We start from the raw sequence: 24,015 nt of genomic DNA on the forward strand, positions 1-24,015 counted from the left end.
ATTTAAAACATATTCTCAAGAATGATGGTCTGCTCTCGTCCAGGCCCAACAGAAACAATACCAATGCCAATACCGCTAGTTTCACTTAAGCGTTCAATATAACGCCGGGCGTTAACCGGAAGATCGTCATATTTGCGGATACTACTTGTAGGCTCATCCCAACCTGGTAATTCCTCATAGACCGGTTCCACCTGAGCCAATACTTTGAGACTGGCAGGGAACTCGTTTAAGATCTCTCCCTGATACTTATAGCCAGTACAAATCTTAAGGGTTTTCAAACCGTCAAGAATATCCAGCCTGGTAATTGCCATATAATCAATACCGCTGACATAACCAGCATAACGGACGACACAAGCGTCCATCCAGCCGCAACGGCGTGGACGGCCGGTTGTTGTACCATATTCATGGCCCCGTTCACGGATTGTCTGGCCGACCTCATCATGAAGCTCAGTTGGAAATGGCCCCTCACCCACTCGAGTCGTATATGCCTTAACAACGCCGATTACTTTATTGATTTGCGTTGGCCCTACCCCGGCACCAATGCACGCCCCACCGGCGATAGGATGGGAAGAGGTTACATAGGGGTAAGTTCCATGATCTAAATCAAGCAGGGTAGCCTGCGCACCCTCAAATAGCACTTTTTCGCCTTTTTTGATAGCTGCATGCAGCACTGCCGCAGTATCTGTTACATACGGTTTAAGCTGACGGGCATATTCGAGATACTCTTGTTTCACTTGCTCATAATCAAAGCCCTCAACACCGTATACAGCCTTAAGCAAATGATTTTTAGCCTCTAAGTTATACTCAAGCTTTAAACAAAATTCTTCTTCATCCATCAAGTCTACCATCCGGATGCCTGCACGGGAGTTCTTATCCATATAGCAAGGGCCGATGCCCCGTTTTGTTGTGCCAATTTTACGGTCACCACGGGATTCTTCTTCCACTTCATCAAGCAAGCGGTGATAAGGCATAATTACATGGGCCCGGTTTGACACTTTAAGGCCTGAAGTATCAATCCCCTTATCTTTCATGCCTTGAAGCTCTTTGATCATAACAGCCGGATCAACAACTACGCCGTTGCCAACTACACATCTTTTACCGGAATACAGTATCCCTGAAGGTAATAAATGCAATTTAAACTCAGTGCCGTTAACAACAACCGTGTGCCCGGCATTATTACCACCTTGATAACGGACAACAACATCGGCTTGTTCAGCCAGAAAGTCAACAATTTTACCTTTACCTTCGTCACCCCATTGAGTGCCAATAACAACTACAGAAGACATCTAATCATCCTTTCATACACAACTGGCTATAAGCAGCCATTTATTTCGCTGCTCCCCGGAAATGTGCACATACAAACAGTTTGCGTATTTTCCGGTACACCTTGCATCTGGCCTTTGCTATCCAGTCGTGGCCGTGTTCACTTATATAACTATATTCTTCATTAAAGCTGGTGGAGGCTCTTTCTATAACCCGAAGCGGGCCATAATAGTATCTACATGCCGTAGATAATAGGTATATTCAAAGCACTCTTCGATATCTGCGGCTGTAAGGTATTGCTTAATGTCAGGATCGGCGATAACATTGGTTTTAAAGTCTGCGCCTTCCAGCCATCTAGCCATAGCGTTTCTCTGCACCCAGCGGTAAGCATCCTCACGCACAGCCCCTTTATCAACAAGCTTTAGTAATACACGCTGACTAAAAATCAAACCACCGGTTTTTTCGATATTGGCCTTCATTGCCTCAGGATAAACCAATAGGCGATCAACAACATCAGTAAAAATCCGGAGCATATAATCAACCAGAATGGTACTATCAGGCAAAATAACCCGCTCAACTGAAGAATGGGAAATATCCCGTTCATGCCATAATGGCATATCTTCAAGAGCAGCCATAGCATGACCGCGCACTACCCGGGCTAAGCCTGTCACGCGTTCACACGTGATTGGGTTGCGTTTATGCGGCATTGCCGATGAGCCCTTTTGCCCTGGATGGAAATATTCTTCAGCTTCCCGAATATCGGTGCGCTGCAGATTTCTGATCTCGGTTGCAAATTTGTCCAGCGAACCGGCTACAATAGCCAGCGTAGTCACAAACTCCGCATGACGGTCACGCTGAATAACCTGAGTGGCCAGTTTAGCGGCTTTAATACCCATTTGTTGACACACATGGGTTTCTATATACGGATCGATGTTGGCATAGGTGCCTACAGCCCCGGACAGTTTGCCAATGGCGACAGCATCTTTGGCCCGTTTAACACGTTCAATATTGCGTTCGGTTTCATCCATCCACAAAGCAAACTTTAACCCAAGCGTAAGTGGTTCGGCATGAATACCATGTGTACGGCCAATCATCGCCGTATACTTGTGCTCGGCCGCCCGGCGTTTTAGAATGTCGCGAAATTTAACAAGATCGTCAATGATAATATCGGCAGCCTGTTTCATCATCACGCCTAATGCCGTGTCTTTTACATCACTTGAGGTTAACCCCATGTGAATGTATTTAGCAGGCTCACCCACATTTTCAGCCACTGCGGTCAGAAACGCTAAAATATCGTGGCGGGTTTCCTTTTCAATTTCACGTATGCGCGCTACCGAAAACTTAGCCTTTTCTTTAATAACAGGTACAGCTTCAGCCGGAATTTGCCCCAGCTTAGCCATAGCCTCACACGCCGCGATTTCAATGTCAAGCATTGTTTGGAATTCATTTTCGTCAGTCCAAATACGTCCCATCTCGGGATACGTATAACGTTCAATCATGATACCACTTCGCTTTCCGAACTGTTCTGAGTGTTAACAGGCAGTCCTATATTTTTTTACATAATCAAAATGACAGCTTCTGATTTGCAAGAATAACTCTATCTAGTTTTTCCCCTTTTTTCCCTTGTTTATCATAGCACTAGCAGATAATGGCTGTCAATAAAAATCGAATGATTATATTAATAACAAAATTAATGTTCGGAAAATCAGACAAGCCGGCAGTCCCAATACTGCCGGCTTGTCTGGAAGATTATTGCCGGGAAATAAAATAATATGCTATTATCAGCCAGCTTCTATCTCTCGCCAAAGTTGCTTTCAACCAAGGCTTGTAATGCTGCTATACACTCGCCTTCATCCAGGCCATCAGCAGTCAGCAAAAATTCAGCTCCCGGCCCTAAACCCATACCCATTACAGCCAGAATACTTTTTGCATCAGCCCTTTTGCTGCCAGACTGAATAGTTATTTTGCTTTTAAAGGCTGCTGCTGCCTGGATAAACTGTGCAGCCGGCCTGGCATGCAACCCGGCTGCATTGGTTAACACCAGTTTAATTTCTATCATCTGATCCTCCAACCAATCTAGTATGGTATGCTACCACGTAAAAATCCTGCTACGATCGCTTATCGTTTCCTTAGATCGCGCGCACCTTCGGCAGTTGTTAGTACCGCCGCAAGCGGTTGACCAACAGAGGCTTCCACAGTAGCAGCAACTGCCCCTTCAAGGATAGGTGCATCGGCGATTTTCACTTGATCCTTTAGCTCTTCGCTCAGCATTTCCAGTGCCAATTCGGCACTAAGAACAGCACTGCCCAAATCGACCAGAACCAGAACGCCATCCCCCGTATTAGCTTCTTCGATCGCAGCCTGAATCCGGAATGCATCTGTGCCGATGCTCCCATCGGTCATACCGCCTGCGGCAACCAGCTTCTGTCCAGGCGCCGCCATTTGGCCGGCCAATTCGCAGATTCCCTCGGCGATCTTGGCACTGTGCGAAACCACAACAATACCTACCACCGCTTAATCCCCCTGCCTGTGTTGTTTGGCCAATGCCGTTAGTGCCGCCAGCATAAGATAGCAAGAGGTTGCGCCCGCATCCTGGTGTCCGATACTGCGTTCCCCCAGATAACTGGCCCGCCCTTTAGTGGCAATAATTGTCTTGGTATATTCAATACCGGCGCCAGCAGCCTGGGTCGCCAATTCCAGGCAGGTGCTGAGAGCAGCACCGTCAGCCATCCCCTGCATAAAAGCTTCATAGGCAGGCTCTAAGGCATCAAGCATAGTTTTTTCGCCGCGCACAGCCTTGCCCCGGTCTTTAATACCGCCGATAGCAGCCTTAAGCATTTCAGCAGCAGTATGAGTGTCGATGACTGCTTGACCCTGTACGACTGCTGCTGCCCGCATAAATGCCGTTCCATATAATGGACCTGAGGCACCGCCAACTGTCGATATCAGCGTCATACCCACCAATTTCAGCACCGCGCCGATGTCCATAGGATTAGCTGTCACCAGCTTAACACGCACAGCTTCAAAGCCACGCGCCATATTGATCCCATGGTCGCCATCGCCGATAGCAGCGTCAAGATCAGTTAGTTTCTGCTTATTGGCTATTATAATATCTGCCAGAGCTTCTATGGCCGCAATTACATTTACCATCCTGCTACTTCCCCTCTGCTTAGAATTGCACCAACGCCGGTGTATCTGCCGGAGCAAAGAGCAATTCCTTAAGCTCACTGTCTAATTTCAGAACCGACACTGAAAAACCAGCCATTTCGAGCGACGTCATATAATTGCCGACATACGTTTTGGCGATTTTGATATTCTTCTCAGCAAGCAAGGCTGCTACTTTACGGTTAACAACATATAGCTCCATAAGTGGTGTACCACCTAAACCATTCACCAGGACAGCCACTTCGTCACCAGCGGCCAAAGCCATATCAGCAAAAATTTTATTCAATAAATGCTCAGCTGTTTCGTCGGCAGTGCGAAGGGTTTCACGATGAGTTCCTGGCTCACCATGGATACCCATGCCAATCTCTACCTCATTCTCCGCCAGAGTAAAACTAGGCTTTCCTGCTGCCGGCACAGTGCACGGCGATAATGCCATCCCCATCGATCGCACGTTGGCGATTACTTTTTCGGCAGTTTTCTGTACTTCAGCTAAATCAGCTCCGGTTTCAGCCTTGGCGCCGGCAAGTTTATGTACAAATACAGTACCGGCAATGCCACGTCTCCCGGTAGTCCAGGTACTGTTTTCCACTGCTACATCGTCATTGATAACGACTTTGGACACTTTAATATCGTCGGCCTCAGCCATTTCCGCAGCCATTTCAAAATTCATGATATCGCCTGTATAGTTTTTGATAACCAAAAGAACACCTTTGCCGCCGTCAACAGCCTTAACAGCTTCATATACCTGGTCAGGAGTCGGCGAAGTAAACACCGCCCCGGCTACTGCACCATCAAGCATCCCTTGTCCAACATAACCCCCGTGCGAAGGTTCATGACCACTGCCACCGCCTGATACCAGTGCAACCTTACCTTGTACCGGAGCATTTGCCCGCACCAGGACATCAAATCCCTGCAGCCTCTTTACATATTGGGGATGCGCCAGTACTATCCCTTGCAGCATTTCCTCAACGACTTGCTCGGCATTATTAATGACCTTCTTCATTTAATTACAGCCTCCTCGCTATCAATCAATATACCGGTTATCCGGTAGCTACTCTCTTTCTAATGCAGGAAACGCGCCAGCACAGGAAAGCAGCCTTGATATGGCTCCCAGCTGCTTTCTTGTGTCGCCCTTGTACAAAAGTATCAACCGGGTTCGATCTGCTTGATATTTTTTACCATACTCCTACTATTTTCCCAAGTGACAGCTTTAACGATACCATATTTCTGAGCCTTTGCCGCCACGGTTTTATGTGTTAATCCAAGGGCTTTACCAGCCGCATTGAAACTACCATATTTGGCCAGGGCGAACGCTATGATTTTCTTTTCATATTCTATCCAGGGCAAGATAACCGGGGAACTAGTGCTTGCAGGCAAGACTAGCTCTTGCTGTACAGGGGCCTGATCAGCGCCCTTGCCACCTTCCCGGAGATAAAGCGGTAAGTCGGCAACTGTTAACAATACACTCTCTGCCAGGGTGACCATCCGTTCAATAACATTTTCCAGCTCGCGCACGTTGCCAGGCCAAGCATATCCCAGCAGTCCGGCAAGGGCCGTCTCGGTAATACCGGAAATACATTTTCCCTGTTCAGCAATGACCTTGTGTAAGAAGTAGTCAACAAGTAGTGGTATATCCTCTGCCCGTTCCCGTAGCGGCGGCAGCAGAATAGGGATGACATTCAGCCGGTAATAAAGGTCTTCCCGGAACTGTCCTGCTGCCACCATCTGGGCCAGGTTGCGGTTAGTAGCGGCAATAATCCGGACATCAACCTTAATAACGACCTCGCCGCCCACACGGGTAAATTCTTTCTGTTGTAATACCCGGAGCAGCTTGGCCTGCATGCTTTTATTTAGATCACCGATTTCATCAAGAAACAGCGTGCCCTTGTCAGCCAGACTAAACTTGCCGGGTTTCTGCCGTATAGCCCCGGTAAAAGCCCCTTTTTCATGACCGAACAGCTCACTCTCCAGTAAGCCTTCTGGTAAGGCTGCGCAATTAACCCGGATAAAAGGCCCAGCCGCACGGTGGCTGGCATAATGAATGCCTTCAGCCACAAGTTCTTTGCCTGTGCCACTTTCCCCGCTAATAAGTACAGTTGCCCCACTGCCGGCTGCTTTAATGGCAATGGCCAGTGATTCACGTGCCTTGCCACTATGGCCGATAAACCGGTTAAAGGCCGGCCCTGGCTTCTGGGCCCGCCGTAGTTCTTGCTCCAGGTATTCAGCTTTAGCGGAAACCTGGCTCAGCTTATCAGTTAATTTATGTACTTCGCTAACGTTTTTTACAACAGATACTGCCCCGGTTATTTCACCATCAACCATAATCGGGCTGACATTAGCCACCAGGGTTGCCCCACCCGGCTTGGAGGCGATACTGCCGGCCACAGGGCGCCCGGTTGTAAGTACCTGACTACGCGCACCGCCGGGGGATAACTTGCGTACATTCTGTCCAAGCAACTCAGTGCACGACTGGTTAACAAGCTCACTATAAGCAGGATTAACATAAGTAATTACACCATTTTTATCAACAACACAAATACCATCTTGCACTGATTCAAGCACAAGTTGCATGCGTTCTTTAAGTTCTTTAACCGCTTTAAGCTCACCTGTTACTGTTTCCAGCACTGATATATCTTCAAATATTGCCATAGCTCCACATACTTGCCCATCAGCAATTATCACTGTTCGGTTGGTCAGTATTGTCAACTGGCCGATGACCTGACGGCATCCTAATTCTGGCTGTCTGGTTTTGGCAACAATATGAAGTCGCGAACCTGGAATGATATGTTGGGCCTTGCGGCCAATAGCCTGGTTGGCCTGAATGCCCAGTATCCGCTCAGCGGCTGGATTGAATACTGTAATTATGTCATTTCCGTCAGTAACTATTAACCCGTTGGCCATGCTGGTAAATATCTGACCGGCAGTAAGGGCATTATCCTGCAGCAGTCCGTCAATCTGACTAATGATGGCAGCGTTATCCAGCAGAAAATCACTCTCCAGGAAAGCAGCCATCTCGCTGGCTGCCATCTCGGCCAGCAGACCTGTAGCCTCCACCCCGACTAGTTCACCCTGTTTTATCCGTAGTGACACCAATGGCATAAGACTGACTGCCGGAACAGCCGGGCCACTCTGACGCCGAAAATACAGTTTACTCTGCCATTTACGTTCAAGCTCGTAGGCTTTTTGCACAATCATTGCCGCCACCCGGGCATGCAATCCCTTGTCGTGATTTATAATGGCTTGTTTGCAGGTCTCCACTTGTCATCCCACCTTGACAGGACTTCTATCCTAACGATATCCTTCGAATTAAACTCAGTGCCCCTAAAGAGCACATTTATTGCTTCAAGCATACAATATAATAACTATACTTTTAAAAGGAGGAGTTTTTATGGATAATCAGCAGAGGTTTATCAGCCAGGACTTCTTTTGGGATGGTTGGATTTGGATTATTATTATTATTCTCTGCTTTGTCTTCTTGTGCTGCGGAAATCGATCCGCTCTCTAGCAGCTAAAATGACGTGCCTGCTACCCACCTTTCAAACAGGTACACTTACCTCCTTTTAATATAAGAGTTAGCGCACTATCGTTGCTAACTCTTATTTTTTTACCAGCTCAAATAAGATAACCAGCTATCTTATTTGAGCTACGACCTGACCCGCTTGAATTGTTATGCAGGGTTGTACCGGCTGTAACATGAGAATCAGCTATAGAATAGTATAGAGTAGATTTAACTAAGTTGAGCAAGAAGGAGGAGTTATTATGTTTTGGAATACTAATAGAGAACTTTGGTTTATTATTCTTGTTATCAGCCTATTTGTCTTATTATTCCCGGGATTTTTTGATGATGACACTTGTTCCTAATTCTGTTAGCTCAAACCTTCTAATAAAGGATTACTTAGCCCTCGCCAAGAGGATCCCACCATTGAAGAAACCGCGCTGAAATGAAATGCAGCGCGGCTTCTTTTACGAATTGATAGGAATAGGCAGTATATAGTAGAAAACCGCGATAAAATGGCAAATACTTCCTGACAGAACAAACATATGCCAAACTGCATGATTATAGGGCAATCTGCGCCAAAGATAGACACCTGCACCTAGTGTGTACAAAAGACCGCCCGCCAACAACCAGCCTACTCCCATTGTCGGCAGGATATGTATCAGCGGTTTAATGCAAAATAGCATAAGCCATCCCATAATAATGTAACATATCGTTGATAAAATCTTAAACCGCCCGGCAAAGAAGATTTTATAAAAGACTCCGATTAATGCGAGTCCCCAAATCACGCCAAATACAGTCCACCCCAATGTACCGTGAAGTACTACCAGTGTAAACGGGGTATACGTACCGGCAATGAACAAATAAATTGCAGCATGATCGATAATCTTGAAAATGTACTTGAGTTTTGCATCAGTAAAGCTATGATAAAGCGTTGATGCAAGATATAGCAAGACCAGCGAAGCACCATATATGCTAAAGCTGACCGTATGCCAGATACTCCCATATAACTGAGCGGCAACTACAAGCACAACAAGTCCGCCAACAGCCATCGCAGTTCCTACACCATGTGTTATTGCATTCAATCTCTCTTCCATTCAACCCTCTCCTATCCGAAATTTTTAGCTACAGACTCTTCCTTTATTATACGACCCTGCCGCCATATTGGAAATACATTAATTCTTCCCAGGGTCATTTCATCTTATCATTAGCATTAGCCATACACCGGAGAATATCCATCCGGTCCCATGAGTACTTGTCTGCGGGTTCGCTATATTGAGTGAACAAGCTGAAGCAAGAGCAGTTAACCTATTTTGCCTGGTCAGTAAAAAAGCAGCCATTTTAATGGCTGCTTTAATCTCACTTTAAATATGTTAGATTAACCAGGGATCTTAGACAAATCACTGAACTTAGTAAACTGCTTGTGGAAAAAGAGCTGGATACTATCAACAGGGCCGTTACGGTGCTTGGCCACGATAATATCGGTAATGTTTTTACGCTCGGTCTCAGGTTCATAGTAATCCTCGCGATATATAAAAGCCACAATGTCGGCATCCTGCTCAAGCGAGCCAGATTCCCTGAGGTCACTCAGCATTGGTTTCTTTACCTGACGGGATTCTACGCCCCGGCTGAGCTGGGATAAAGCGATAACCGGCACTTTTAGTTCACGGGCCAGGGCCTTCAGAGAACGGGAGATTTCGGAAATTTCCTGTTGGCGGTTTTCGCTGCGGGAACTGCCGGCGCTTCCCTGCATAAGCTGCAGGTAGTCGATGATAATGAGCTTTAAATCGTGCTCGATCTTAAGCCGCCTAGCCTTGGAGCGCATCTCCATGACTGTGATACCGGCAGTATCATCAATAAAAATAGGGGCCGCGGCCAAGCGGTCAGCAGCGCGGACCAGCTTATCCCAATCGTTGTTTTCCAGTTCACCGATCCTAAGACGCTGGGCATCAATCGGCGCTTCGGCACACAACATCCGCTGCACTAATTGCTCCTTAGACATTTCCAGACTAAAAAAGGCAACCGAATGCTTTTCCTTAATAGCAATATTTTGCGCAATATTGAGTACAAATGCTGTTTTACCCATACTGGGACGGGCTGCAATCAGAATTAGATCTGACGGCTGCAGGCCTGATGTCAACTTGTCCAGATCTTTAAAGCCTGTAGAAAGCCCGGTAATCCCTCCTTTTGAGGAATACAGCTCAGATACTTTGTCAAAAACATCAAAAATGATATTCTTAATTGAAGCAAACTCCTGCCCGGCCTTACGGCTGGATACTTCCAAAATCATTTTCTCAGCCTTATCCATAATTACAGCCACTTCTTCGTTGGCTTCATAGCCCATTCCGGCTACATGGGTGGCTGTATTGATCAGATTGCGCAGCAGCGCTTTCTCTTCTACTATCCGGGCATGGTACATAACATTGGCTGCTGTCGGAACACTGTTCGCCAAGGCAGAGACATAGGCTATGCCACCGGCCGGTTCCAGCTTCTCGTCCCGGCGCAATACCTCTACCACGGTAACCAGGTCAACAGCATCATTTTTATTGAATAACTCCAGCATGGCTTTATAAATGAGGCGATGGGCTTCCCGGTAGAAATCTTCCGGTCTTATAATCTCGGAAACCTTAGAGATAGCCTCGCGTTCAATCATCATGGCGCCAAGTACCGATTGCTCAGCTTCTACGTTTTGGGGGGGAACGCGGTCAATCATGTAATTTCTCCCTCACTTAAATGCCGCGCTCGCCCAGGATATTTTTTATTCTATCCTGACGGGCGAAACGCGGCAATCTATCTTGCTCTACGCGCTAGCTGCCTGACTCTCATCGAAAAGTATCGCCAACGCTTCTTCTACTGTAGTAACCGGACGGATATCCAGACCTAAATGCCCTTCCGGGATATCGCTTTTGTTCTCATGGGGAATAATCATGGTAATAATACCAGCCTGTTTGGCACCATATGCTTTTTCAAATACACCGCCCACGGCCTTTACCCGTCCCTGAATGGAGATTTCTCCAGTAATAGCAACATCCTGACGGATAGGCTTGCCTGTAATCGCTGAAATGATCGCCGATACTATTGCAGTACCCGCTGACGGACCATCAATACGGCCACCACCAATAATGTTGACATGCAAATCATAACTGGCCAAGTCCTGGCCTGTCAACTTCCGGACAACAGCCGCAGCGTTAAACACCGAGTCTTTTGCCATGCTTCCGGCCGTATCGTTAAACCGCATGCTGCCTTTTCCCTTTTCAGCCGGAAAGGCAACTGCCTCAATCTCCAGTACTGAACCAAGGTAACCACTTACGCCAAGACCAAATACCTTGCCGACTTCATGTGTAACCGATGCCTTACGATTAACATAAGGTGATAGGCGGCTGACTTGTGCCACCCGGTACACATCCGCACTGGTAATTATAACATGCTCTTGCTCATTACCAGCATGCAGCAGAGCCATACTATATGCATCAGATAAGATATTCACGGCTTTCCGGCCTTCAATAGTATACTCACTGATGAGATGCGGCACATCAGGCTCAATGGCCACATCCAGCTTGACAGCGGCGTTATAGACTATTTCCTCTATATGCTTAGGGGTCAGCGGTTCGAAGTAAATCTCGGCGCAACGCGAGCGTACCGCCGGCATAATATCCCCCGCATCACGGGTAGTCGCACCGATTAAGACAAAGTCGGCAGGTGCGCCCTCTTCAAAAAGCTTTTTAATATATTTAGGCACACTGGGATCTGATGGGTCATAATATGCGGAGTCAAAAAAGACCCGCTTATCTTCAAGTACTTTTAATAGTTTGTTCTGCAGCATGGGGTCCATCTCACCAATTTCATCAATAAACAAGATGCCGCCTGTGGCATCAGTCGCTAAACCAGGCTTAGGTTCAGGAACACCGCTTTCTGCTAAATCGCGGCGAGCCCCCTGATAAATCGGGTCATGCACTGAGCCTAAGAGCGGATTGGTAACATCACGCGGATCCCACCGGAGGGTCGTGCCATCAACCTCAACAAACGGGGCCTCTTGGGCAAACGGTGTATTTCTTAGTTTTTTGGCTTCCTCCAGCACAAGGCGCGCGGCAGTTGTTTTACCAACTCCAGGCGGTCCATACAAAATCAGGTGCTGAGGATAAGGTGAAGCCAGTTTTGCTCTGAGTGCTTCAACCGCCCGTTCTTGACCAACAATCTCGTCAAGGGTAGCCGGGCGCAGTAACGCCATAGCGGAACGGGTTAGTTTGCGGGTCTCCAGTTTTTCCAGGAGAGCATACTTCTTGAGTGTCTGCGGGTTTTCAGCATTGGCATCACTTTCTTCCTTAATGACCTGCATGCGGATTTCCTGCACATATTCCTGATGGCGTTCTTCCATCTTCTCGGCAATTTTCTTTTCAATCCGTTCTTCCAAGGTGCGACGGGCGCACAAGTCAGCCAATTCTTCCTCAATCTCTCCTAATAGGCCTGGGATATCTTGAGCTGACGGCAACGTATCAATGGTCGGATCTTCAAACACTAGCTTCTGCAACGCCAGTACTCGTTCAGGCAACTCTGTAGAGCGCATAAGTTCCAGTGCTCCAAGTTTGCCGGCTTTGAGTACAACTTTTTCTGCGCCCATGACGCCGGTGTACAAACCGTACAGCGCGGCAACTTGGCGTTTAAGTTGATCTTCCTGAGTGCCGAGACCGCTAGCAGCGCGTTCCCGGCTGCTACTACGTACCAGTTTGTTAAAAAAATCTTTCATTGTGTTAACCTTTCTATTTGTACGGATTTATTGCCGGGACTGGTTAGAATGTTTAATTTTCTCCAGACGTTACTCCGGCTTAACTGTTACTTGAATCTGGGTACCAACTTCCTGATGCAATTTAATGGGTACTGTAAATGTTCCCAGAGACTTGAGTGCATCTTTAAGCTCGATTTTGCGTTTATCAATCTCAAGTTTGTGCTGGGTGGCCAAGGCATCGGCAATGTCCTTGGCCGTTACAGAACCAAAGAGCCGGCCGCCCTCCCCCATTCTTACAGGGATGGCAACAGTGATTTTGGCCATTTGAGCAGCCAACAGTTTGGCCTCATCCAGGATGCGCTCTTTTTTGCGCTCCTCTGCCGCCTTTTGCTGGGTGGCAGTATTTACATTATTTGCAGTGGCCGCAATGGCCAGTTTTTGCGGTAATAGATAGTTTCGGGCATAACCCTCAGATACTTCAAGGATCTCACCCTTTTTACCGAGTTTTTTCACTTCTTGTTGCAGAATTACTTTCATGTATTCCACTCTCCTTTATGTAGCTATCAACTATTTCAATAAGTTTAGCCCTAACTTCATCAGCTGTGGCATTTTTGACTTTAACCCCGGCGACTGACTGATGCCCACCGCCCCCCAACTGTTCCATAATAACCTGGACGTTAATATCTCCATGTGAACGCGCACTGACCCCAATGCCATCCTCAGTTTTAAATAATACAAAACTTACACGAACACCTTCAATATTAAGCAGCATATCGGCAGCTTGCGCCGCTGCTACTTGAGCATTTTTGACATCAGCCGGACATACGGCGATGACTACCCCTTCGTGTGGCATATCAGTATTTTCAATAATAGCAGCCCGATTTTTCATTGTTTCAAAATCTACCCGGAACAAATGCCGGACTAAAGCGGGATCTGCACCTGCCCGGCGCAGATAGGAAGCAGCCTCAAAAGTTCGTACCCCTGTCTGGACAGCAAAGTTCTTGGTGTCTACGACAATACCGGCGTACAGTGCTGACGCCTCTAAACGATTTAATTCCAATTTATCATCAAAGTAGCCCAGGAGTTCGGTAACCAGTTCACTGGCTGACGAAGCCGACGGCTCCAGATATACCAGTAAAGTGTTGGCAATAATAGTCTCAGCCCGGCGATGGTGGTCAATAATTACTGTCCGCTCGGCCCTGGCTAACACATCAGGAGCCGCAGCCAGTTCCGGGCGATGAGTATCTACCACAAAAACCATTGTTTTTGCATTAACCAGCAGTGCCGCCTGCATTGGCGATATAAATATATCGCGGTATTCTTCGTAGTCCAGTAAAAGCTCTGATAATTTATCCACAGCCACTCCCGGCTGACTAACAACGATATGCACCTGTTTCTTCATGTGACGAACCATTTTGGCAACCCCCAAGGCTGCCCCTAGACTATCAAAATCTTCGCCGGTATGACCCATGACAACAATGCTGTCAGCCTGCTCAATAAGCTCCCGGATAGCCTGTGCCACAATCCGGGCCTTAACTCTGGTATTCTTCTCAACAGCTTTAGCTTTGCCGCCAAAAAACTGGACTTTGCCACTAATATTGACAGCTGCCTGGTCTCCGCCGCGGCTTAGGGCCAAATCCAAGCCTGCCTGCGCTCGCTGACCAAGCTCAGCTACCGAGTTTTCTCCGGTAGCGGCACCAAGGCTTAACGTCACAGGAATTTTGTTGCCGGCCTGAATGCCACGAATGCGATCTAATATATCAAATTTATCCCCTGTCATCAAGCGTTCAAGGGAACAGCGATTTAATACGGCTATATACGTATCCTCGCTGTATTTCTTGAGATACCCGTCCAGTTCGGTAATCCAGTCAGCCAGCAACCGGTTGACTTCACCTAGAATCGTCGTTCGTTGACTCTCGCTTAACCCGGTCAACGCATCATCATAATTATCAATTTGGATATATGCCAGCACCGTCTGGACGCGGCAGCTTGCAGCCCGGTCAGACTCAAGTCCGGTAACATCGGAGATATAAAGGACTGTTCGAGCTTTATCAACTGCCCGGTAAATGATATCAAAGTGATGGTCTCCAGCCTCAAACCTGATCTGACCATCTTTATCAGCTATTTTTTCGACAGGCAGCAACGGCCAGATTTTAGCCAGCGATTGGCCCGGTTCGGTCGATTCAGCAACCCATTCTGAGAGTAAATGATTGCGCCACTCAATAACACCCTGCTGATCAATGATCGCGATAGCCAGAGGCAGGTTATTGAACGCCTGAGCCGCCGCCGTATCAACGCAGCGCCCGATTGTATCCAGATAGTCATTAACCGCTTTCTGGCGCGCAGAGTAGCGCTCCCGCCCGTATAGATAGAGTGCATATAATAAGACTACCCCCAGCGCCGCGGCATAGGGATTATAATAACTTATAATAAGCAGGAAAGTTGCTGTTACAGCCAGGTAAATACGGGTATCAAACCAAAATGATGGACCTTGAGGCATTGCAATCCCTCCTGTTACTCCAACCGTGGAGCACGCAGTTGACGATAGTCGAAAATCAGATCGAACGCGCCGCCGATAATAATGGCCTGCATGAAGATCCCGTTAGAAAAGATCAAGAATAGTATAATACCTCGAGCCAATCTTGACAATTTGTATTTATCGGTAAGGAAGTAAAAGACAGCCATTCCCTGAACCGCCAGCAGCATCGTAGCAATTACCTGGAGGTTCATGCCGGCGTTGTATAATAGCTCAAGCTCCCGGGATTTCCCCCAATATAGCGCCACTAACGATACCACCAGACCGTATATTGTAACACGTGGCACTGTCCAATGGCGAAACGGCGGAAACGGCTCAACGCGATGCCCCAGCCTTCCTAATATTGCCTTAGCCACTTGGAAGTTGAGAAAAGTATCCACAACAGCTGCCAATACAAATCCAGCAGGTAAAATAATCTTCATAAGATCAATCATCGGTCGCATGGCTGTTTCCATCTGGGCCAGGTCTTCAGCCTTCATACCCATGCTCCGGTAAAACGCCATCGCTTGCTCCAATCCCTTGACCATAGCCTCAGTTTGGAGATTAAGGGGGTTAAACCCCATCACTGCAGCAGTAATCGCGATAACAGCTGCTTTGGATACCAGCGATGCCGCTGATCCCAACGCAAGCGTTTTAGCAGGAGAAAAGCCCTGCCTTAGCGCATATCCCAGTGCGATACCGATTAAACCGAATCCCACAACCACTGAGACAGCAGTAAGCGGGTGCATCAGCAGTGCAATAATGATCCCTGATGCCACAACGGCCAGAATACTCCATTTATAACCATGACGTACTCCGAGAAGTACAATAGGAACAGGCCAGATTAGATTGACAAAAGCTCCAATAACAGGCACATAGGTGCTGATAAGAGCAAAAATTATAGCAACAGCGGTAAGTATACCGCCCTCAACGATCGGTCTGACTGGAGCTTTTTGCATAATTCACCTCTTCTGGCGGAGATGGCGACGGTATTCACTCATATCTCCAAACCAACGTTCGACTTCCGGTTCCTGGTTTATATTGTGCCCAAGCTTGGTATTTACAATCTCATCCATTTCTGGATAATCAATCCCCAGCCTGCGCCCTAAAACGTAAGCTGAAATAACTACTTGGGCCAGCGCCTCGCCGATAGCCTCCCGCTTATTGCGGGCCATCGCCTGATATAGTTTACCCACTTCGGCCAAAAGATCAGCTTTTAACCCCTCAATTAACCTAAGCTTGCGCAAGATTTCCGATTCTTGGGAGAACACTAAACCCCCTCCTTAGTCCATCTTATTATATTCTAAGGAGGCGGCATTATTTCCTTCTTTCCAGCTAAGGAAAATCAATGAAGCCCCGGCGTAAAAACCGAGGCATAATATAAACGGTATAAATTATCCTATAATTGCTAAACCATACATGCTGTTTTTATTTTAAGCCTGCCCCTTATTAAACTTTACGTATACTGTAGTACCGGTCGCACCTGTAGTAACGTCAATTTTGGCATTATGCCTGCTGGCAATTCCATAACACACAGCTAAACCCAGGCCGGTACCATTGACCTTACTGGTTAAAAACGGTGTGCCCAGCCGGCTGATAATATGATTGGGAATCCCCTCCCCTTCATCTTGTACAACCAGAATAACCTGCTCTTTTTCTTCATAGGTCCTAATTCTGATACTGCCTGTCCCTGGCATAGCTTCCAGTCCATTTCGCACTAAATTAAGTAATAGCTGACGTATCTCCTTTTCGTTTAAGTTCAGATTATCAACAGCCTCCAATTCCAGTACCACATATTTGCTTGAAGCCAAGGCATCGGTTGTTAGCAGTGGTTCAATGGCCCGAATAATGTTGTTTATATTTGTCTCGATGCAATCCGGCTGCCTGGTTTTAGCCACCGACAAAAATTCAGAAATGATTGAGTTCGCACGATCGAGTTCACTGATCATAAGTTCAAAATATTCTTGATACTGTTGACAGCCGTCTTTCTTCATCAACATTTGCAAAAATCCCCGCACCGTAGTCATTGGATTCCGGACTTCGTGGCTGATACCAGCCGCCATTTGGCCTACCAGATTTAACCGGTCAAGATGCTGCATCTCTTTTTCCATAAGCTTAATCTCAGTTACATCGTTAACCAATGTAAGCATATGGGCTTTCCCATCCAATATTATCCTTTCGGCTGAAAACAAACCAGTTCTTATTTGCCCGTTTTTGGTACAGAAATTGACCTCTCTATTTTTTAGGCGACCTTCCTGGCGAAAGCTCTTCCGGACATCATAGATAAATTCTGTTGAACAAAGATTAATTTCAGACATAGTGCGTCCAATGACTGCGACCTTACTCCAGCCGGTACCAGTCTCAAAACTAGCATTAACATCAACTATTTTTCCTTCCCGGTCATGGATTGCCATTAAACTGGGACTGGCATTGAATGCTGTATAAAAACGATCATTGGCACGTAGTAATTCACCAGTTCGCTCCTGTACAAGCTTCTCCAGCTTTCTGCGGTATTCTTCCAACTCGCTTTGCATATTGATATGTTTAGAAACATCAATACCTGTCAGCAATAAGCCAATAGCCACACCATCCACATCGATTCGCTTTAACACCCAGTCGCAAAAACCTTGATTAAAAGCCAGCGTATACGCGTTGACCGCATAAGTCTCGCCTGTAATAAGTATCTCCCTGTAGATCGCAGCGATCTGCTCAGCAGACGCAAGACCCAGCTTCTCGGTGGCTACATCCCCGATCGTACGGCCGATTAGCTCTTCTGGTGTAGTTTTCAGTCTATCGGCAATCCACTGATTTACCTGACTATACCTCATACGGCTATCAAACAGAGCTATTCCAATAGGCGCCTGATCAAGAATTGCCCGTAAAGTGGCTAAATGTCTTCTATCTTCAATCTCCAGCACAACATTAGTTAATAATGGCTCGACAAACTCACTTGCCCGTTTGGCAAACTCAATCTGGGCTTCATTAAAACCTACAGACAGATTGTCAAAAAGTAAACAGCCAATCGAGTTATCGCCCCTTACAAATAACGGCATAATCAGCGTAGAACTGGAGGCACAGATCTCCAGCCCCCCGTTGTCTGCTGACCCGAATATATCTTCACACTCAAAAACTACCGGCTGCCGCCTAAAGATTGCTTCCATTAAATGCGGCAGAATACTATTAGATAATTCTTTCCCAGCTACATCCGAGGGCTGATTGCAACCATACTTTATCAGCCAACTGTTTTGCTCATGCCTGCACCCCACTGCCGAGTGACAGTCAAGCCCTTCTGTTAGGGCAGTAATAATTATCTGGATAAAATGATCAACATTGGTGGTCAGATCTGATGATTTCCTAATACGGTTTAGGGTTTCGGGTAGTTTGCGCAAATACTTTTCTGTGGTGATATCATGGCAAAAAACCAGCAACCCATCTGGATTCGGGACCGCCCTAACCTTTACCCATGTATTGTAGGGGTTGACGAAAGCCTCAAACTCAACTGCCTGCCCGGTTGCTACCGCCTCCTGATACTTGGGCAAAAAAGAAGAACTCCGGCCCTCGCCCAACACAGCATAGATATTCTGTCCAATGAGCTCCTCCCAGGTTTTACGCAACAGTTTTTGAGCTTTTTCATTGATGTACGTAAATCGCCAATCTGTATCTAGAGCAAAATACCCATCGCTGATGTTTTCAATAAGTGTAGCTGAATTGCCATATTGCACAGATTCATCCTCCCCTGGTACGCAGCCTGCCAGACATTCCTGCTGAGCCATGTCCAGCCTGCACCAATAATTAACATGGATATATATTCCATGATACTTAACATATTCCTTTTTTGCCAAACAAAAAAGAGTAAGACACCCTCCTCGAAGGCATCTTACTCTTTGGAACTATTATCGTCTGTTTATTCTGCAGTAAACGGCAGAAGAGCGATATTACGAGCGCGTTTAACAGCTAATGTCATTTGACGTTGATGTTTGGCGCAGTTACCAGAGATGCGGCGTGGCAGAATTTTGCCCCGCTCGGTGGTGTACCGGCGCAATTTGGGAAGATCTTTGTAGTCAATAGAGCTTACTTTATCAACACAAAAGCTGCAAACTTTTTTCTTAGGTTTACGGCCTCTTTCACGTTTCATAGCCATTTGTTTACCCCCCTTTTAAAACGGTATTTCCTCATCAGGGAAGACATCTTTGCCGAACGAATTTACATCTATATTCCCCGCGTCACCACTTGACGCCTGTTTACGTTCCAGGAATTCGATGGACTGCGCCACCACTTCGGCGATGCGACGTTTCTGTCCATCATTGGCTTCATATGAGCGAATCTGCAGACGGCCCTCGACCAATACCCTCTGGCCTTTAGTGAGGTTATTACCACATGTTTCAGCCAGTTTCTCCCAGGCTACAACCGGGATAAAATCAGCATTGTTTTGCCCCTGAGCGCCACCACCAAATCGATTGACAGCCAGCGAAAAGGAAGCAACTGCTTTGCCGCTTTGGGTATATCTCACTTCCGGATCTTGCGCCAAGCGGCCGACAAGGATGACTTTATTCATATATCCTCACACCTCCTGGCTACAAAATTAGTCTTCCAATCTAATAACCATGTGTTTAAGAATTTCATCGGTAATCTTCAGCACACGTTCCAGTTCAAATACAGTAGCTGGCTCAGCAGTGAAGTTAATCAGGGTATAATACCCTTCCATGAAATCTTTTACTTCATAAGCCAGACGCTTTTTGCCCCAACGGTCAACCTTGTCAATTGTGCCGCCAGTGTTCTTAATAATGTTCTCGAACTTGGCAATAGTTGCATTAGTAACCTCTTCGTCATTAGGCTTAACGATAATCACGACTTCGTATTTTCTCACGAAATCACCTCCTCCTTTGGACTATTGGCTCCCCTTACGGGAGCAGGGAAGGTTTTGAAAAACAAAACCATGTCACATATATATCATTGCGACTAAATTATTATAGCACTAGTTGTCTCACAAATGCAAGAAAATTACCAACTAAATATTAAATGTTTAAGATTTGATTACCAGTAGGCCGCTTTGCCGGCTGGGGAATAGCAAACGCCAGTATAAGGGCTAAACCAAGGGAAACCAGCGACCATAGCAGGGCGCTTTCAATGCCTATGTGATCTCCCAGTCCCCCGGTTATCGCCGCACCAACACCCCCCAGCCCAAAAGACAATCCCAGCATCATACCAGATGCCATAGCAGCATTTCCGGGAATAAGCTCCTGGGCCCAAACAACCGAGGTTGGTGCTGTGCTTTGAATCAACGCGCCACTGAGGGCTAACAGGCTGTAACTTACAAACGACGGACTAATATCACACAAAAACAAATAGGTAACAGGCAAACACAATAGTAACGATCCGATAACTCCGGCTTTACGGCCGATCCGGTCACCCAGCCAGCCACCAAACAGGGCGCCACAGGCACCGCTTAATAAAAACACGGTAAGCATGCTGGCAGCAACGGAGGGCGGCTGTCCAGCCCCTGCCAATGCCACAGGCAAAAAGGTAGGCAAGGCAACTTGCATCCAGGATCGCAGAGCATTCACAATGTTCAGGAGAATAAGTCCGCGTGATTTATACCACGGCTCGAACTGTTCATTAACCGCATCTCTTGCGCACGTCTTTGCCGGACTAATATCAAATTTATGCAGACCGGCCAAGTAAGAAGCCCCTGTTACGAGCAGGCCGGGGATGATTAGCCATAACAAACTGGCTGTACCTGTAGTGCTTAATAGATACAGGATCACAGCCGGAGCTACAGCATAACCAATATTGCCGCCAAATATAAAAATGGACATAGCCGTCCCCTTTGTCTCTGCGGTTACCACTCTGCCCATTAGACTGGCAGCCAACGGATGGAAAACAGAGGACCCCAGCCCTGCCAAACCCACCAGCAAAAACAAGGCGAACTTACTGTCCGCTAAACCCGACAAACAGATAAATACAGCACTTACAGGCGTCGTAACAAGAATAAGCCAGGCATAGCCGCGCTTATCAATGATATAACCGCTGACAGGCTGTAGCACACTTGAAATTACCGAATAAACCATAACCAGCATTCCACTCATAGTCAGAGACAGTCCCAGTTTCACCATAACAATCGGTAGTAGTGCCGGCAAGAAATTAGCATAAAAGTCACTAAAAAAATGCCCGGCGCTTAATAAGGATATGTTTAAAAAAACCGGGGTACTTAGGTTCTTACTCACACCAATAACCTCCAAAAAAGGAAAAGAGCGGCAGATATCCGCTCTCTATACGTTAAATCTAAAATAGGTTACATCGCCGTCCTGCATAATATATTCTTTACCCTCAAGACGCACCCAGCCTTTTTCCTTGGCCGCATTGTGAGCGCCTGCTGTCATCAAATCAGTATATGATACAATCTCGGCCCTAATGAAACCACGCTCAATGTCACTGTGGATTTTCCCGGCAGCCTGCGGTGCTTTAGTTCCGCGCACAATCGTCCAGGCCCGTACTTCCTGCTCGCCTGCGGTAAAGAACGTCATCAGCCCCAGCAGCTTAAAGCTTGCCCGAATCAGCTTATCCAGTCCGGATTCATCCAGCCCTAAATCAGCTAAGAACTCACAGGCTTCAGCCTCAGGCAGCTCGGCAATCTCTGACTCGACTTTAGCCGAAACAATAATGACTTCCGCCCCTTCACGCGCCGCATATTCTTGCACTTTAGCCACATGTGGATTAGCACTGGCGTCAGCTGCTTCCTGTTCACTCACATTAGCAACAAACAACGTAGGCTTTAACGTCAGCAAAAACAAGTCACTGAGCAGTTCTGCCATATCCCCGTCATTTACAACACTACGGGCCGGCTGGCCATCAGCCAGTGCCTGGTGAACGGTTTTCAACGCCTCAAGTTCAGCCTGGGCTTTTTTATCGCCGCCTTTAAGCATTTTTTGGACACGATCAATGCGTTTTTCCACCGTTTCCAAGTCAGCCAGACACAACTCGGTATTAATAATATCAATATCGCGTAGCGGGTCCAGATTACCGGCTACATGGGTAATATTATCGTCGGAAAAACATCTGACAACCTGGGCTACAGCATCTACCTGACGGATATGTGACAGAAACTTATTGCCAAGCCCTTCACCCTGGGCTGCTCCCTGTACCAGCCCGGCAATGTCAACAAACCGCATGGCTGCAGGTAAAGTCCGTTGCTTAGGTTTATACATTTCAGTCAACTTTACCAGGCGATCATCAGGCACATCAACAACACCGACATTCGGTTCAATCGTACAGAAGGGATAGTTGGCTGCCTCGGCACCGGCTTTGGTAATGGCATTAAACAGGGTACTTTTACCAACATTAGGCAAACCGACAATACCCACTTCAAGATTAGTGCTCATGAATGTTACTCCACCTTTAAGGCTGATAAATCTCCAGCCAGAATGTTTAAATAGAAACAGTTAACTTTTTATATTGTAAGATATTGCCGGATGAAATACAAGTATACCAATCCTATATCTTGGATTATTTGCCTGCTGGAGGAGCTGCCGGTACAATGGCCTTGACACCTTTTTCAAACTTGGGCCGTGGAATCATGACCTGACGACCACATTGCAGGCATTTTAGGCCGAAATCGATCCCGGTACGGGTAATCTCCCAGCGATCACCACCACAAGGATGATTTTTTTTCATTTTGACAATCTCACCGATTTTATAGTTATATCTCTCGTTCATGTCATCCTCCTGTTTTAAGCGCTGTTATTGAGGCATAGAACCCGTGGTTACAGCTTGAGGCGGGGGAATCTTAGCTGCCGTGAACTGCTCTTTTATCAGGCGTCGCAACGTCGTTTCCACCTTCACCTGCTCTAATGGCACTGTTTTGGCAGTTATACGGATAACCACCTCTCCCGGTCTGAGATCAACCACACCAACGACATTGGGGCCTGCCAGCACCTCTGGCATACTTTTTCCGACAGAAATACACGCCGCCTCCAGAATGGTAAAGATCTCGCCAATATCAGCCTCATAGGGTACAGGCACATTGACGACAGCCTGCATATGACCTCTGGTATAATTGCTCACCTTAAGAATAGAACCATTAGGTATGATGTGGAGAATGCCATTGCCATCCCGCAGCTTGGTAACACGAAAGCCCAATTCCTCTACAGTGCCGGTCATATCGCCAATCACTACATAGTCCCCTACCCCGTACTGGTCTTCCAGAATAATAAAAAAACCTGTGATAAAGTCTTTGATCAGGCTTTGGGCGCCAACGCCTACGGCCAAACCGATAATACCGGCGCCAGCGACAATCGAGGTTGTATCAATCTTAAACTCCTGGAGCATCATTACAACAACTATGAAGTAAATAGCATACCTGATGATACTATGCAACAGACTGCTCAATGTCCTGGCCCGTTTTTCGTCCAAATATATCGTCTTTGCCCCTGGCTTAGGGATAAAAAACTGTTCGATAATCATATTAGTAAACCTCAGCAAAATGAGGCCACCTACTCCAATAGTTACCAGTCGGATTAATGTCACAGCTATCCCCAGCCAAAATGCAGGTGTCAGCAGTTGTTCCACACTAACCTCCATACTCAGTTATTTTTTCAAAAATATACACGGTATCTCCTGCCAATGTCCGGCTAAACAATTTTGACCACCGTACCCTGGCAGCGGCAAACAGGCTAAGAATCAGGTCTTGCTGCCTGGCTGCAAATAGCAGGCATTGGCCGCAGCTGATATCAATCTCCCGTGGTGTCGGCAGGGCATAGGCCGGAATACCGTTTTGTGCCAATAACTTTTCAGCTTTAATGGCCTGATGTATTGACGCAAAAGAAATCAGCCGGTCATAACTTCGATATGTAATAA

23 protein-coding genes are annotated in these 24,015 nt (G+C 46.9%); all 23 read right to left on the minus strand.

The window, feature by feature from the left end; genetic code table 11:
- Nucleotides 1-2: 2 nt before the first annotated feature.
- Nucleotides 3-1,286 (minus strand): adenylosuccinate synthase, encoded by a 1,284-nt coding sequence (locus VN379_RS24115; protein ID WP_325538649.1) that lies wholly within the window; start codon nt 1,284-1,286, stop codon nt 3-5.
- Nucleotides 1,287-1,469: 183 nt separating this feature from the next.
- A complete protein-coding gene (gene purB / locus VN379_RS24120) occupies nt 1,470-2,762 on the minus strand; it encodes an adenylosuccinate lyase (RefSeq protein WP_325538651.1) in 1,293 nt (430 codons plus the stop codon).
- A 293-nt stretch (nt 2,763-3,055) separates the two neighbouring features.
- Nucleotides 3,056-3,322, minus strand: coding sequence for an HPr family phosphocarrier protein (locus VN379_RS24125; protein WP_325538653.1), 267 nt, complete (start codon nt 3,320-3,322; stop codon nt 3,056-3,058).
- Between the two features lie 59 nt (nt 3,323-3,381).
- Nucleotides 3,382-3,774: a dihydroxyacetone kinase phosphoryl donor subunit DhaM gene (gene dhaM, locus VN379_RS24130; protein WP_325538655.1), complete on the minus strand. Its 393-nt coding sequence runs from the start codon at nt 3,772-3,774 to the stop codon at nt 3,382-3,384.
- Nucleotides 3,775-3,777: 3 nt separating this feature from the next.
- Nucleotides 3,778-4,413: a dihydroxyacetone kinase subunit DhaL gene (gene dhaL, locus VN379_RS24135; protein WP_325538657.1), complete on the minus strand. Its 636-nt coding sequence runs from the start codon at nt 4,411-4,413 to the stop codon at nt 3,778-3,780.
- Nucleotides 4,414-4,432: 19 nt separating this feature from the next.
- A complete protein-coding gene (gene dhaK, locus VN379_RS24140) occupies nt 4,433-5,431 on the minus strand; it encodes a dihydroxyacetone kinase subunit DhaK (protein WP_325538659.1) in 999 nt (332 codons plus the stop codon).
- Between the two features lie 143 nt (nt 5,432-5,574).
- On the minus strand, nt 5,575-7,686 hold the full coding sequence (locus VN379_RS24145; RefSeq protein WP_325538661.1) for a sigma 54-interacting transcriptional regulator: 2,112 nt from the start codon (nt 7,684-7,686) through the stop codon (nt 5,575-5,577).
- A gap of 705 nt (nt 7,687-8,391) precedes the next feature.
- On the minus strand, nt 8,392-9,021 hold the full coding sequence (gene trhA / locus VN379_RS24150; protein ID WP_325538663.1) for a PAQR family membrane homeostasis protein TrhA: 630 nt from the start codon (nt 9,019-9,021) through the stop codon (nt 8,392-8,394).
- A 281-nt stretch (nt 9,022-9,302) separates the two neighbouring features.
- Nucleotides 9,303-10,637: a replicative DNA helicase gene (dnaB, locus tag VN379_RS24155; protein WP_325538664.1), complete on the minus strand. Its 1,335-nt coding sequence runs from the start codon at nt 10,635-10,637 to the stop codon at nt 9,303-9,305.
- An 87-nt stretch (nt 10,638-10,724) separates the two neighbouring features.
- Entirely contained in the window at nt 10,725-12,668 is a 1,944-nt protein-coding gene (gene lonC / locus VN379_RS24160) for a Lon family ATP-dependent protease (RefSeq protein WP_325538666.1), read from the minus strand.
- A gap of 69 nt (nt 12,669-12,737) precedes the next feature.
- The gene (rplI, locus tag VN379_RS24165; protein ID WP_325538668.1) at nt 12,738-13,184 is read right to left on the minus strand and encodes a 50S ribosomal protein L9; all 447 of its coding nucleotides are present in this window, start codon (nt 13,182-13,184) and stop codon (nt 12,738-12,740) included.
- On the minus strand, nt 13,144-15,147 hold the full coding sequence (locus VN379_RS24170) for a DHH family phosphoesterase (protein WP_325538670.1): 2,004 nt from the start codon (nt 15,145-15,147) through the stop codon (nt 13,144-13,146). The genes rplI and VN379_RS24170 overlap by 41 nt, the downstream gene beginning before the upstream one ends.
- Before the next feature lie 14 nt (nt 15,148-15,161).
- The gene (locus VN379_RS24175) at nt 15,162-16,121 is read right to left on the minus strand and encodes a YybS family protein (protein WP_325538672.1); all 960 of its coding nucleotides are present in this window, start codon (nt 16,119-16,121) and stop codon (nt 15,162-15,164) included.
- A 3-nt stretch (nt 16,122-16,124) separates the two neighbouring features.
- A complete protein-coding gene (locus VN379_RS24180; RefSeq protein ID WP_325538674.1) occupies nt 16,125-16,433 on the minus strand; it encodes a MazG-like family protein in 309 nt (102 codons plus the stop codon).
- 162 nt (nt 16,434-16,595) lie between these two features.
- Nucleotides 16,596-18,935 (minus strand): PAS domain-containing protein, encoded by a 2,340-nt coding sequence (locus VN379_RS24185; RefSeq protein ID WP_325538676.1) that lies wholly within the window; start codon nt 18,933-18,935, stop codon nt 16,596-16,598.
- Nucleotides 18,936-19,066: 131 nt separating this feature from the next.
- Nucleotides 19,067-19,297, minus strand: a complete 231-nt coding sequence (gene rpsR / locus VN379_RS24190) for a 30S ribosomal protein S18 (protein WP_325525862.1) — start codon at nt 19,295-19,297, stop codon at nt 19,067-19,069.
- A gap of 21 nt (nt 19,298-19,318) precedes the next feature.
- A complete protein-coding gene (locus VN379_RS24195; protein WP_325525836.1) occupies nt 19,319-19,717 on the minus strand; it encodes a single-stranded DNA-binding protein in 399 nt (132 codons plus the stop codon).
- A 27-nt stretch (nt 19,718-19,744) separates the two neighbouring features.
- Nucleotides 19,745-20,029 (minus strand): 30S ribosomal protein S6, encoded by a 285-nt coding sequence (gene rpsF, locus VN379_RS24200; RefSeq protein ID WP_144352373.1) that lies wholly within the window; start codon nt 20,027-20,029, stop codon nt 19,745-19,747.
- A gap of 148 nt (nt 20,030-20,177) precedes the next feature.
- A complete protein-coding gene (locus tag VN379_RS24205) occupies nt 20,178-21,386 on the minus strand; it encodes an MFS transporter (protein WP_325538680.1) in 1,209 nt (402 codons plus the stop codon).
- Between the two features lie 45 nt (nt 21,387-21,431).
- Nucleotides 21,432-22,541, minus strand: a complete 1,110-nt coding sequence (gene ychF / locus VN379_RS24210) for a redox-regulated ATPase YchF (RefSeq protein ID WP_325538682.1) — start codon at nt 22,539-22,541, stop codon at nt 21,432-21,434.
- Nucleotides 22,542-22,665: 124 nt separating this feature from the next.
- Entirely contained in the window at nt 22,666-22,875 is a 210-nt protein-coding gene (locus tag VN379_RS24215) for a DUF951 domain-containing protein (RefSeq protein ID WP_325538684.1), read from the minus strand.
- 24 nt (nt 22,876-22,899) lie between these two features.
- Nucleotides 22,900-23,727, minus strand: coding sequence for a mechanosensitive ion channel family protein (locus VN379_RS24220; protein WP_325538686.1), 828 nt, complete (start codon nt 23,725-23,727; stop codon nt 22,900-22,902).
- A 1-nt stretch (nt 23,728) separates the two neighbouring features.
- Complete coding sequence (locus VN379_RS24225; RefSeq protein ID WP_325538715.1) at nt 23,729-24,013, minus strand: DUF3343 domain-containing protein; 285 nt, start codon at nt 24,011-24,013, stop codon at nt 23,729-23,731.
- Nucleotides 24,014-24,015: the final 2 nt, after the last annotated feature.

It is taken from the genome of Sporomusa sp. (genome assembly GCF_035561255.1).
Classification (GTDB): Bacteria; Bacillota; Negativicutes; order Sporomusales; family Sporomusaceae; genus Sporomusa.